Annotated in this window: 12 protein-coding genes; 5 read left to right on the top strand and 7 right to left on the bottom strand. The window is 56.4% G+C overall.

Annotated elements, in window-relative coordinates:
* Position 1 precedes the first annotated feature (1 nt).
* The 4 genes from GRX64_RS05010 (at position 2) to GRX64_RS04995 (ending at position 2,813) form a co-directional block, all read left to right on the top strand.
* Positions 2-583 (top strand): LPS-assembly lipoprotein LptE, encoded by a 582-nt coding sequence (locus tag GRX64_RS05010; protein WP_166264275.1) that lies wholly within the window; start codon positions 2-4, stop codon positions 581-583.
* The gene (gene holA, locus GRX64_RS05005) at positions 580-1,578 is read left to right on the top strand and encodes a DNA polymerase III subunit delta (protein ID WP_166264273.1); all 999 of its coding nucleotides are present in this window, start codon (positions 580-582) and stop codon (positions 1,576-1,578) included. The genes GRX64_RS05010 and holA overlap by 4 nt, the downstream gene beginning before the upstream one ends.
* A 132-nt stretch (positions 1,579-1,710) precedes the next feature.
* Positions 1,711-1,974: a hypothetical protein gene (locus GRX64_RS05000; protein ID WP_166264271.1), complete on the top strand. Its 264-nt coding sequence runs from the start codon at positions 1,711-1,713 to the stop codon at positions 1,972-1,974.
* A 209-nt stretch (positions 1,975-2,183) separates the two neighbouring features.
* Positions 2,184-2,813: an endonuclease gene (locus GRX64_RS04995; RefSeq protein WP_166264269.1), complete on the top strand. Its 630-nt coding sequence runs from the start codon at positions 2,184-2,186 to the stop codon at positions 2,811-2,813.
* Between the two features lie 306 nt (positions 2,814-3,119).
* Here the strand turns inward: GRX64_RS04995 and GRX64_RS04990 are convergent, their stop codons facing one another.
* The 7 genes from GRX64_RS04990 to bioB form a co-directional block, all read right to left on the bottom strand.
* Positions 3,120-4,910, bottom strand: a complete 1,791-nt coding sequence (locus GRX64_RS04990; protein WP_166264267.1) for an acyl-CoA dehydrogenase C-terminal domain-containing protein — start codon at positions 4,908-4,910, stop codon at positions 3,120-3,122.
* 170 nt (positions 4,911-5,080) lie between these two features.
* Positions 5,081-6,880, bottom strand: a complete 1,800-nt coding sequence (locus tag GRX64_RS04985) for an acyl-CoA dehydrogenase C-terminal domain-containing protein (protein WP_166264265.1) — start codon at positions 6,878-6,880, stop codon at positions 5,081-5,083.
* 225 nt (positions 6,881-7,105) lie between these two features.
* Entirely contained in the window at positions 7,106-7,816 is a 711-nt protein-coding gene (locus GRX64_RS04980) for a putative metalloprotease CJM1_0395 family protein (RefSeq protein ID WP_166264263.1), read from the bottom strand.
* A gap of 17 nt (positions 7,817-7,833) precedes the next feature.
* Complete coding sequence (locus GRX64_RS04975; protein WP_166264261.1) at positions 7,834-8,079, bottom strand: flagellar biosynthesis protein FlgE; 246 nt, start codon at positions 8,077-8,079, stop codon at positions 7,834-7,836.
* Between the two features lie 51 nt (positions 8,080-8,130).
* Entirely contained in the window at positions 8,131-8,823 is a 693-nt protein-coding gene (gene bioD / locus GRX64_RS04970) for a dethiobiotin synthase (protein WP_166264259.1), read from the bottom strand.
* A gap of 22 nt (positions 8,824-8,845) precedes the next feature.
* The gene (gene bioF / locus GRX64_RS04965) at positions 8,846-10,042 is read right to left on the bottom strand and encodes an 8-amino-7-oxononanoate synthase (RefSeq protein ID WP_166264257.1); all 1,197 of its coding nucleotides are present in this window, start codon (positions 10,040-10,042) and stop codon (positions 8,846-8,848) included.
* A 10-nt stretch (positions 10,043-10,052) separates the two neighbouring features.
* Positions 10,053-11,111 carry a biotin synthase BioB gene (gene bioB, locus GRX64_RS04960; RefSeq protein WP_166264255.1) on the bottom strand — a complete coding sequence of 353 codons (1,059 nt, stop codon included), beginning with the start codon at positions 11,109-11,111 and terminating at the stop codon, positions 10,053-10,055.
* 356 nt (positions 11,112-11,467) lie between these two features.
* On the opposite strand from bioB, the gene GRX64_RS04955 reads away from it, so the two are divergent.
* Complete coding sequence (locus tag GRX64_RS04955) at positions 11,468-12,010, top strand: ComF family protein (RefSeq protein WP_235937518.1); 543 nt, start codon at positions 11,468-11,470, stop codon at positions 12,008-12,010.
* Positions 12,011-12,076: the final 66 nt, after the last annotated feature.

Genomic DNA, 12,076 nt, shown 5'->3' with positions numbered 1-12,076 from the left:
TATGACCGGTACCCGGTTTACCCACGCCCAGCTCTCGCTTCCAGGCCTGGCGTTGATCACGTTAACGATAGCCGGCTGTGGCTTCCAGCTTCGCGGCGCGGCGCCGGTCTCCAGCGCGTTGCAGCCATTGGCGGTGCAATGTGCCGATCAAGTGCCGCTGGAACTGTGCGAGGCGGTCACCGACCAACTGACACTTGGCGAAGTGCGGCTGGTGGAGGCCCCTAACGCCGACTATCTGCTGCGACTGAATAGCTTCAGCCAGAAGCGGCGCGCCAGCGCCATCACAGTGGAGGCGGCAGCGGCGGAATACGATTTGCGCCATTCAGTCAGAATGGACGTGATCACAGCGGACCAGGTGCCATTGATCGCAGAGGCGGAAATTCACAGCAGCGAAACCTATCGCTACGATGAAACCAACGTGCTTGCCAAACAGCGTGAAGAACAGGAAATCATCCAAAATCTGACCCAGCGCCTGGCCCAACAGATTATCTTTCGCCTGGTACCCTTGACGGCCGAGCGTATTCAGGTCCTGCGTGATCAAGCTTCACACCCAGCGGAAAAAACCGACAGCGGGGCACAATGAAAACAACGCCGGCCCAGCTCCCGCAATTACTGAGCAAACGTCTGGCGCCAATCTACCTGGTGTCCGGTGATGAACCCCTGCTAGTGCAGGAAGCCTGCGACCAGATTCGCAACGTCGCCCGGGATGCCGGCTATCAGGACCGAGTCATCTTTCATGCTGACCGCCAACTTGATTGGAATGTTGTCGGAGAAGAGTTCAGTGCGCTGTCACTGTTTGCTGAAAAGCGGCGTATTGAAATTCACCTGCCGACCGGCAAATTAGGTGATGGTCGTAACGTCGTCGAACAAGTACTGACTGCGCCACCAGACGATATTGTCATTATCCTGATCAGCGCCAAACTGGACCCGGCGGAATTGCGCCGCAAATGGTATAAATCCCTACAGAACGTCGGCGTACATGTGACTGTCTGGCCCATTGATCCTGATAAATTTCCCGGCTGGCTCCAGCAACGGGCCCAAAGCAAGGGCCTCACGCTCACCCGCGGCGCCCTGGACATGCTGGCCTTTCGACTGGAAGGCAACTTGCTGGCCGCCAGTCAGGAAATGGACCGTCTCGCACTGTTCAGCAAAAGCAAAACCATTGACGAAGACATCGTTGAACAGGTGGTTCAGAACAGCGCCCGTTTCAATCTGTTCGAACTGGTCACTGATCTGCTGGTTGGCCGTACCGCCAACGCCCAAAAAATCATTGGCGCGTTGCAGCAGGAAGGCGACAACCCACTGGGCCTGCTCGCAGTTCTGAGCCGGGATCTAAACCTGGTGATCGAAATGCAGCAGGCGATGGCCAAGCGGGAAGCTCCAGGCAACTTCCTCAAAACCCGCGGCATTCGCCAACCTCAGCGAATGAAGGCCCTCGAGCGCGCTGCTCGGCGCCTGACGGCCACGCAGCTCAGCAATGCCATTGTCCTGTGCAGCGACATAGACCGGGCCGCCAAGGGCTTCAGTGATCAATCTCCCTGGTACCACCTGAGAATTCTGGCAACCGCCCTGGCCTGACCTTCACAAGCCTCGTCCTCCTGCCATGAGTGCTTGACAGATTTCCTCCTCCAGTCGCATTGTTTGACAGTGGGTAGCACTGAACTGCACTGTGCAGCGCTCGCTGACATCTGACAAAAGGAGGTGTTCGATATGACCCTGAAAGACGAACTGCAGAAACTGTCCGAGGCCATTCGGCAGTACCGCGACGAAATCCGTGTCCAACTGCACCTGGCAAAGGAAGACGTCAAGGATGAATGGGATGACCTGGAAGTTCACTGGGAGCGGTTTCGACAAAAGCTTGATGACATCGTCCACGACGCTGAAGAGTCGTCCCAGGAGGCACGTGCCAATGCCCGGGAAATTGGCGATGAACTGAAACAAAGCTATGAACGGCTGAAAAAGCGGCTGAAATAACCGTCGTTGGTGGATAACACTCTATTACAAATATCAGGCACGGGAGCCCGATAATGCTGGCTCCCTGTGCCATACTAAAGGCTTGAACACTGTTTCATAGTTTTATAGGCACTCGCTAACATTTGTCACATCAGGACATTACCTGCGGCAACGGATGCATAACCTGATTGGTCATAGCAGGTCAGTACAACACTGGTTATAACTTGCTTATGAACAAGACCTTGCAGTGCCTGTTAATGGCCCTATCTCTGTTGCCAAGCCTGAGTCTCGGCCAAAACCCGTTCAGCGATGCCGAAGCCAACGTCAGGGACCGTTTTTGGAACCAACTCTATGCCGAGGGCGGTTCATCCTTTTTCTGCAACACGCCTTTTACATCGAAGGGCTTCCTGTTGACCGATGGTTATGTCTATCCGTTGATTCATGTTCGCAATGCCTTGCAGTGTGGTACATCCAGTCAATGCGAAAGCAACAAGACTTATCGACGTATTGCGCGTGATCTGCACAATATTGTGCCGGTTCAGAGCCGAATAGAAATGCGACGAAGAAACGCAAAATATTCCGCTCTTGACCCCAGCGTCACCGCCAATGAATGCGGTATTCGGGAAAGCACACAGTTTATCGAGCCGCCGGACAATATTAAGGGCGACGTTGCGAGGATCATCGGCTACATGGTCAACGCCTACCAGCTGCCATGGCTTGGCGTCAGCTCCACATTCCGCCAATGGAATGAGCAGGACCCTCCCGATGATCAGGAACGGGTGCGACATCAGCGGATCGTTGACATTCAGGGCAATGAGAATCCGTTCATTCTGGAACCTTCCAGGATGGCGACACTCTGATCGCCCTGGACCACAGCTAAAAAAACGTTTATGCGCTTTACCTGAAACCACCGGTACGTCCAGCGGGAACGCCAACTTCTGTGGTCGAAGGTTGTGTGCCGGCGCTTCTGATTCAGACTGAGGGTTGCTCTGGCAGACCGGGGGCCTGCTCCAAAAGCTGAATCGTCGGCTACATGCAAGCAATCGTCTTCGGTGACAGCATGCTTGGCCTGCGCTTTCACGCCCGTCGCGATGAGCCAATAAAAAAGCCGGGAACCAAGGTTCTCCGGCTTTTTTTGTTGGCTGGCAGTTATGCCTCTGTCGGATTCAGAACTCGTTGGCCGACAGCGCCATCATCGAATCACTGCCACTGCGAATACCCTCTGCCAGCGCGACAGTTTTAGGTAACAGGCGGTCAAAATAAAAGCGCGCCGATTTCAGTTTGCCACTGTAGAAGCCGGAGGTATCACCTTCCGCTTTCGGAGCTGCGGCCTTCGCCATCTTGGCCCACATGTAGGCCAACGCCGTCAGACCGAACATGTCGAGGTAATCCACCGAGGCGGCACCAACGGCATTGGGAGTGACCTGGGCCTGTTCCAGTACATGTTCCGTAACGTCCGACAACCGCTCCAGCGACGCCGCCAGCGCTTCGAGATAGGGCCTGAGTACTGGGTCAGTGCTGTTTTCCTCGATAAACGCCACAACGTCCTGGGCAAACAGCTCATACAGCTTACCCTGGCTTCCGACGACCTTACGGCCCATCAGATCCAACGCCTGGATACCGTTGGTACCCTCGTATATCTGGGTGATGCGGGCATCCCGGACCAGTTGCTCCTGGCCCCACTCCCGAACATAGCCATGGCCGCCAAACACCTGCTGCCCGATGATGCACGCATCCAGCCCGCGATCGGTCAAAAATGCCTTCGCAACCGGTGTCAGCAAGGCGACCATCCCCTCCGCATGCTCTCGGCGGGCATCGTCCTCGGCGTACTTGGCAACATCCAGCCATTGCGCCACATACGTTGAGAAGGCACGCCCCCCCTCGACATAACCTTTCATCGTCAGCAGCATCCGGCGTACGTCCGGGTGGACTATGAGCGGGTCGGCGGCCTTGTCCTGCTGCTGCGCGCCAGTTGGCGCACGGCCCTGGATACGATCCAGCGCGTATTCTCGGGCATTCTGGAGGGATGCTTCGGCCGCACCAATACCTTGAATACCCACACCCAGCCGCTCATAGTTCATCATGGTGAACATGGCGGCCAGACCCTTGTTGGGCTCACCAACAAGCCAGCCCCTGGCGCTGTCAAAGTTCATCACGCAGGTTGCGGATGCCTTTATGCCCATTTTCTTTTCAACCGAACCACAACTGAGGGAGTTGCGGTCACTGAGTGTCCCATCTTCATTGATCAGAAACTTTGGCACCAGGAACAGTGATATGCCCTTGGGGCCTTTCGGCGCATCTGGCAACTTGGCCAGCACCAGGTGAATGATGTTCTCAGCCATGTCGTGCTCACCCCAAGTAATAAAAATCTTGGTGCCAGTCACATTGTAGGAACCGTCGTCATTGGGCTCCGCTTTTGTTCTGATAATGCCCAGATCCGTACCTGCATGAGGCTCGGTCAGATCCATGGCTCCCGACCACACACCCGAATACATATTGGGCAGGTACTGCGCTTTCAATTCTTCACTGCCATGGGCGTCCAGCGCCAGACAGGCACCGGCCGTCAGCATGGGCGCAAGGCCAAAGGCCATATTGGACGCCTGGAGCATTTCCTCAAATTGTGCGACCAGAGTCTTGGGCATGCCCATGCCGCCGAACTCGGGGTTACCGCCAAGGCCGTTCCAACCACCCTCGACGATGGTCTGGTAAGCTTCCCGGAAGCCTTCTGGCGTGGTGACTTCGCCATCATGCCATTTGCTGCCCTGCTCATCCCCTTCCCGGTTCAACGGCGCCAAAACACCGCCCGTGATTTTTCCGGCCTCTTCAAGGATGGCATCAGCGGTCTCGGGGTCAACGTGCTCCGCCAGCTTGGGTAAAGATGCCCAAAGCGAAGGGACATCAAATACCTCGTTAAGCACGAAACGCATGTCACGCAAAGGCGCCTGATAATCAGCCATTGAATACTCTCCAGAGTTGGTCGAGACAGCAGTCGCACTGCCATCGCATTTATTTTTTGCGTACCCCATTCTACCTTAAATACCAGGGGGCTTAGCACGGGTCACAACAAAAAAGCCCGCCTCCTTCGGAGCGCGGGCCCTTGTCTACCTTAACGTCACCGGTGCCCTCCTCAGAAGGCGAAGGCGTCTTCCGGCAGATCCATCAGCGAATCAGCGCCCGCCACCATCATCTCGGCGTGGCCACGTGCCCGTGGCAGCATGCGCTTGAAGTAGAAGCGCGCCGTTTGCACTTTGGCGTTGTAGAACGCCTCTTCTGAAGTACCGTCGGCCATTTTGTTGAGCGCAACCTGCGCCATGCGGGCCCACAGGTATGCGAACACAGCGTAACCTGAGTACATCAGGTAGTCGACGGATGCTGCACCCACTTCATCTCGATTCTTCATGGAGCTCATGCCCAACTTCATGGTCAGCTCGCCCCATTCTTTATTGATCGCCTGCAGCGGTTCAATAAACTCTTTCATTTGCTCGTTTTCGGCATTGTCCTTACAGAACACGTGCACCTGCTTGGTGAAGCGTTTCAGAGACTCGCCCTGGGTCATCAGAACCTTACGACCCAACAGATCCAATGCCTGGATACCCGTGGTGCCTTCGTAGATCATACCGATGCGGGCATCCCGCACCACTTGCTCCATGCCCCACTCGGAGATGAAACCGTGGCCGCCGAATACCTGCATACCGAGGTTGGACGCCTCATAACCGATTTCAGTCAGGAATGCCTTCGCGATCGGCGTTAAAAAGCCCATCAACTCGTCAGCTTCTTTGCGCACGTCTTCGGTTTTACCCTTGTGCACAATGTCGCCCTGCTGAGCGGTGTAATAAATCAACGCGCGTGCACCTTCAGCAACCGCTTTCTGGGTCAGCAGCATGCGCCGGACATCCGGATGCACAATGATTGGGTCAGCTGGGCCATCCGGGTTTTTCGGTCCGGTCAGCGAGCGCATGGCAAGGCGATCCTTGGCATAAGCCAACGAGCCCTGGAATGACAGCTCGGCGGCACCCAGGCCTTGAATCGCTGTTCCCAGACGAGCGACGTTCATAAACGTAAACATGCAGTTCAGACCGCGATTTTCAGGTCCAATCAACCACCCTTTGGCGGCATCAAAATTCATCACACAGGTGGCGTTCCCGTGGATGCCCATTTTGTGTTCAATGGAGCCACAGGTTACAGCGTTTTTCTCACCAACGGAGCCGTCCTCGTTCGGCAAAAACTTTGGCACGATAAACAGTGAGATGCCTTTGGTTCCTTCCGGTGCACCAGGCAAGCGAGCCAACACCACGTGGACAATGTTGTCCGCCATGTCGTGGTCGCCGGCCGAGATAAAGATTTTGGTGCCGGAAATGCTGTAAGAGCCGTCCGCGTTCGGCTCTGCTTTAGACCGCAGGGTCCCCAGATCCGATCCACAGTGCGCTTCTGTCAGGCACATGGTGCCGGTCCACTCACCACTGATCATTTTGGTCAGGTACGTGTCTTTTTGCTGTTCGGTACCGTGCAGTTCAACGGTGTTGATCGCACCGTGACTCAGGCCCGGGTACATACCCCAGGACCAGTTGGCGGTACCCACCATTTCACTGATAACAATACCGATTGACTCAGGCAAGCCCTGACCGCCGCTTTCCGGCGTGGCCGTCATGGAGGGCCAGCCACCCTCAACATACTGCTTATAGGCTTCGCGGAATCCCGTCGGCGTTTTCACTCCGTCTTCGCTCCAGGTACAGCCTTCCTGATCACCCACCTGGTTTAGCGGCGAAAGCACCTGTTCACAGAACTTCGCACCTTCCTGGAAAATGGCATCGATCATATCCGGAGTTGCATCTTCGGCGCCATCCAAATTGGCATAGTGTTGCTCGCTGTCCAGCAGCTCGCTCATTACAAACTTGATGTCACGCAGGGGCGCTTTATATTCCGGCATGGATTCCACCTCAGATTTTCGGTCACGAATGCAGCGACTGCGGCTACACGTTGCCTTGGTTTTTGCTTATACACAGCAACCATCGTTGCCAGCATCAGTTAAACAGGTGTTTGAAACATACGTTTGTAAGAGCAGAATTGTCAAGCAGCAGGTACAAAATTTGTGTTGCCTTACGCAACCAGATGTAAAAAAACAGCGGAAAAATTTGAAGATTTATTATAACAATCAGGCTGTTGCCGGAAACTCCGAGAATGGGCGCTGAGACTCCTGAATGCGTCCGCTACGAGCCACCTCCTGGTAGGTTTTTGCAGCCCTTTCGCTGCTCACGAAACCAGCGCTTTGAGTGTCATCAGGCCCAACCGGGCCCTGCCTCGCTCGATCACCCGCATTCTCATCGCCAACAGAGCCTGCCAGAGCAAGCTCCGCTTGTGCCTGCAGCATCAATTGCATCGCTTGCGCCGCAACGGCACGGTCCTGGCCGGAAGGCTGAGCCGGCGCCAGTGCCGCCGCCCGGACCGCTTGCATCTTTTGAACCGTGGCTCGGGGGTCGCCCGCGATCACAGCAGTGTCTATGGGCACCTCGCCACCAACGGCGTACTGAGCCCCATCAGGGCCACGCTGAAACGTGTAACTGGCCGCGCCGGCATACAACCCACCGGCGGACTGATGGGCCATCTCATGAGCCCTGACCTCACGGTTCCTCGCCTTCAGGCTGCGAAGCTCCTCCAATTCGGCATCGTCCAGACTCGTGGTCGCGCCGGACTGACCCTCGCGCTTGCTCGCACGGGTGTCGGAACTGGATGCCTTACGGGGTTCAACAACTTCGCCGGGATTCGAAGACCACGTACCGGGTCTGTCTTGGGCGACACGTTCCGAGCCTTGGTTGGCAGTAACCGCCAACAATGGGGCATTAGGTAGGGAACTGGAAATATTCACGAATAACGAAACCTGGCTCAGGCCATGATATCCAGCAAGGTTCCGAGAGTTTCGTCCGCGGTTTTGACAACCTGAGCAGACGCTTCAACACTGCGCTCGTAGAGCTTCAGATCAATGATGGGTTCAAGAATGCCCCCTGAGCCCGTCGCGGTACCTTGTGGTCCATCAACACCACCACGGGCTATCTGACGGGCGGCTACCTCCATACCCCGGAGTCCGTCCTGAATACCTTGCACACCAATACCGAGCGTGTTGCTAATCATAGCGGCGACCACTTAACAGCCTTACGACACGTTATTAAGCCACAGCGCTGTTCACTTTTCAATCAGGGGAGCTAAATTGAGGTGCGAGGTAAGCGATGCCGGCAGTGGGCTGGATTGCCAGGGCAAAACGCCGAGACAGGGCGACCCCATGTGGTGCACAAGGTACTCCAGGCTCTCCGCCTCAGACGCCATGGCAATCGGGTCAGGCCGATTGGCCACCCAGCCCGCCAGAGTCAGACCGTCGGCCCGAATCGCCTCGGCGCTCAATAACGCGTGATTAATACAACCGAGCCGCAATGCGACCACCAGTATTACCGGACAGTTTAAGGCCTTCGGGACCGATGCGTAGGTTTCCCTGTCGTTCAGAGGCACCCGCCAACCACCAGCGCCCTCGATAATGAGCAGATCTGCTGGTTTGATTTGCATGCCGCGGCAGAAGCCCACCAAGCGTTGGGCACTTAATTGACGACCCGCCTGACTTGCGGCCACATGGGGCGCAATAGCGGGCTCCATGGCGATCGGATTGACTTGATCGTAAGGCAGGGTTTCCGACATAGCCGCTTGCAGCATTACGGCGTCTTCGTTCCGCAAACCGTCCGGGGTCTGCTCGCACCCGGAGGCAATCGGCTTCATGGCAAGGGTGCGAAGCCCGGCCTCGCCAGCCGCCTGCAGAATGGTCGCTGATACCAGGGTCTTACCAACACCGGTATCCGTTCCCGTGACAAAAAAGGTTTTTCTGGCCAAGGTGCACCTTTGGATTGTTCAGCTAGCGGATGGTTGCTGTGGCCACAGCGGGCCTGGTGGGATGAGTTGTCTGTGGGGCGCTTGCGGCGAAACCGGCAATGAGACGATCAAGATCCGCATCGGTATGGGTTGCGCTCAAAGTAACTCGCAACCGGGATGCGCCCTGCGGTACCGTTGGTGGACGAATGGCTGTCACCAAAAGGCCCTGTTTTTCCAGATCCGCGCTCAATTTCAGTGCCGCCCGGGCATCACCAACCATCACTGGCTGTATTGGTGTTTCCGAGGGCATCAACTGATAATTCAGCGCCGTCATGGCGGTCCGAAACTTAGTTACCAGGTGGGCCAGGTGAGCCCTGCGAGCGTCATCCCGCTCAACCAGATCAATACTGGCACAGCTCGCCAACGCCAGGGCGGGCGGCATGGCCGTTGTGTAGATATAGGTGCGAGCCTTCTGCACCAGGTAATCCATCAATAACGCCGGACCCGCCACAAAGGCCCCGCTGGTACCAAACGCCTTACCGAAGGTGCCAATAACCACGGGAACTTCGGCTTCCGTCAACCCCTGAGCGAGCACAGACCCCCGACCCTGGGGACCCAGACAGCCAAACCCGTGAGCGTCATCCACGACAAGCAATGCATCGTGTCGATGGCACAGCTGGGCCAGCTCCCGCAATGGCGCAATATCGCCGTCCATGCTGAACACCCCGTCCGTCACCACCAGTTTATGGCCGTCGGTGCCCGCCAGCAGCTGTTCCAGTGCGTCGGTATCGGCATGGGGGTATGTTTTTATGGTTGCCCGACTGAGCTTGCACCCATCAATAATGGAGGCGTGATTAAGCGCGTCGGAAAAGACCGTATCGCCTTTGCCTGCGAGGGCCGAAATCACGCCCATATTGGCCATGTAACCGGTTGAGAAAAATAATGCGCCTGAGCGGCCAGTGAAACGAGCCAGTTTTTGTTCCAACTGGTGGTGGGCTTCGTGGTGACCGCAAATCAGGTGTGACGATGCGCCGCCCAAGCCGTTGCGTGAAAGCCCGTGTTCCGCCGCTGCAATCAAGGACGGATGGTTCGCCAATCCCAGGTAGTCGTTGCTGCAAAAGCCCAGCATGGGCTCCCCGTCGGCAATCAATTGGGGCTGCTGAGGCCCGCTCACATGCCTGCGCGTCCGGTACAACCCCGCCGCTTTGCGGTCTTCAATTTCCTGGGCAAAATCACGCATACGTTCGGACTCAGGCTGACTGACGGGTGGCGTCGTAAAACATGTGCCGCGTCTGTTCGTCTTCAACGGCCTGCGCAATTGCGGCTTCACGCTCGTCTTCCGTGTGGGCGGTTTCACGCTGCTCGGGCCGAATGCCCAGGCGCCGGAACAACTCTCGGTCTTTGTCCGCTTCCGGGTTGGCAGTGGTCAGCAGTTTTTCACCGTAGAAGATCGAATTGGCACCGGCAAGGAAACACAATGACTGCATTTGCTCATTCATGTCCTCACGACCGGCCGACAACCTTACATGGGAGGCGGGCATCAGGATGCGCGCCACCGCCAGGGTCCGGATGAAATCAAACGGGTCCAGATCTTCAACATTTTCCATCGGTGTACCAGCGACTTTCACCAGCATGTTGACCGGCACACTTTCCGGATGGTGGGGCAGGTTGGCCAGTTGCATCAACAATCCTGCCCGGTCGTCCAGGTCTTCCCCCATACCCATAATCCCACCACAACACACCTTCATACCGGCTTTGCGCACATTTTCCAGCGTGTTGAGACGGTCCTGGTATGTCCGGGTAGTGATGATATGGCTGTAGTATTTTTCAGAGGTGTCAAGATTGTGATTGTAGTAATCCAGACCGGCATCGGCCAATTCCCGGGCCTGATGCTCTTCCAGCATGCCCAGTGTCATACAGGTTTCCAACCCCATGGACTTCACCTGCTTGACCATATCTACAACGTACGGCATGTCCTTTTTGGACGGACTACGCCAGGCGGCACCCATGCAAAAGCGTGATGCACCTTTTTCTCGGGCGGCCTTGGCCTCGGCCAGTACTTTTTCAATCTCAAGCAGCTTTTCTTTTTCCAGACCGGTGTTGTAATGACCGCTTTGCGGGCAGTATTTACAATCCTCCGGGCAAGCACCGGTCTTGATCGACAGCAACGTACTGACCTGTACTTCGTTGGGGTCAAAGTTTTCCCGATGGACCGACTGAGCCTTAAAGATCAGATCGTTAAATGGCTGTAAAAATAAAGCGCGAACTTCGTCCAGTGTCCAGTCGTGGCGAACGGCAGTGGCAGTCATCGGGGCATCCTGTTAGTTTTGGCATTTGTACTGAGACCCTCTCTGAAGAATCACTGACATACCTCGGTCACAGCCTTGAGAAGGCTGGGCGACCTTTGTGGTGGCTTGTCTGATGGTTCTTCAGCGGCTCCGTCTCACTGTGTTCAGGGAATGAACAAATGATAAAGCGCTTGAAACTGCTGTCAACCCAAATCATCCAAAAGGTTAACAGCGGCTGTTCACTCTCAGGTCAATGTGTCGCCTGCCTTACCTCTATTGCAGGCCAGGGTTTGTGCCAAGACTGTACGCGAACCCTTCCCTACAACCGGCGCCATTGCCGCCAGTGCGCACTACCCCTTGCCTTTCAAAGCGCTGCCATGGCCTTGTGCGGCGAATGCATCAAGCAACCGCCACCGTTTGACCACGTTATTGCGCCACTACGTTACGAGTTCCCCGTAGACCGGCTCACCAGCCGGTTCAAATACCGGCAGCAACGCAGCATGGGCTACCCCCTGGTCAACCTTTTGGGACAGCAGGTGTTACAACATCTGGGTGAGCATCCGGATTGGCGACCGGAGCTATTGGTCCCCAGCCCCATGCACGCACAGAAACAGCGAGCGCGGGGATTCAATCAAGCCGAGGATATTGCCGAACAGCTAAGCCGCGTCATCGACGTGCCCTGGTCCGTCACCCTGATGCAGCGTTGGAAGCCGGGCGTGGCGCAATCCGGGCTCAATCGCCGGCAGCGACTGGCAAATCTTCGAGGCGCGTTTACCATTGCCCAACCCGCCCCGGCGCGAGTCGCCATTGTGGATGACGTCATGACAACCGGCGCTACGGCACGGGCACTGGCCGTCGCCCTGCGTAAAGCCGGCGCGCAACGTATCGAACTGTGGGTGTTGGCCAGGACGCCTGGCTAAGCATGATCCTTGGCAGCTCTGCCATCCGCGGGCTTGTGCACTGGTCTGGGCTCCTTCCTTTGCAGC

Origin of the sequence: Marinobacter caseinilyticus (assembly GCF_011074955.1) — a bacterium.
GTDB classification, from domain to species: Bacteria; Pseudomonadota; Gammaproteobacteria; order Pseudomonadales; family Oleiphilaceae; genus Marinobacter; species Marinobacter caseinilyticus.
Note: the sequence above shows the minus strand (reverse complement) of the source record. Positions and strands in the feature narration are given on the sequence as shown.

Coding starts and splice junctions, on each gene's coding strand:
- GRX64_RS05010 (WP_166264275.1), top strand. CDS start 2: ATGACCGGTACCCGGTTTACCCACGCCCAGCTCTCGCTTCCAGGCCTG.
- holA (WP_166264273.1), top strand. CDS start 580: ATGAAAACAACGCCGGCCCAGCTCCCGCAATTACTGAGCAAACGTCTG.
- GRX64_RS05000 (WP_166264271.1), top strand. CDS start 1,711: ATGACCCTGAAAGACGAACTGCAGAAACTGTCCGAGGCCATTCGGCAG.
- GRX64_RS04995 (WP_166264269.1), top strand. CDS start 2,184: ATGAACAAGACCTTGCAGTGCCTGTTAATGGCCCTATCTCTGTTGCCA.
- GRX64_RS04990 (WP_166264267.1), bottom strand. CDS start 4,910: ATGGCTGATTATCAGGCGCCTTTGCGTGACATGCGTTTCGTGCTTAAC.
- GRX64_RS04985 (WP_166264265.1), bottom strand. CDS start 6,880: ATGCCGGAATATAAAGCGCCCCTGCGTGACATCAAGTTTGTAATGAGC.
- GRX64_RS04975 (WP_166264261.1), bottom strand. CDS start 8,079: ATGATTAGCAACACGCTCGGTATTGGTGTGCAAGGTATTCAGGACGGA.
- bioF (WP_166264257.1), bottom strand. CDS start 10,042: ATGCGTGATTTTGCCCAGGAAATTGAAGACCGCAAAGCGGCGGGGTTG.
- bioB (WP_166264255.1), bottom strand. CDS start 11,111: ATGACTGCCACTGCCGTTCGCCACGACTGGACACTGGACGAAGTTCGC.
- GRX64_RS04955 (WP_235937518.1), top strand. CDS start 11,468: ATGGCCTTGTGCGGCGAATGCATCAAGCAACCGCCACCGTTTGACCAC.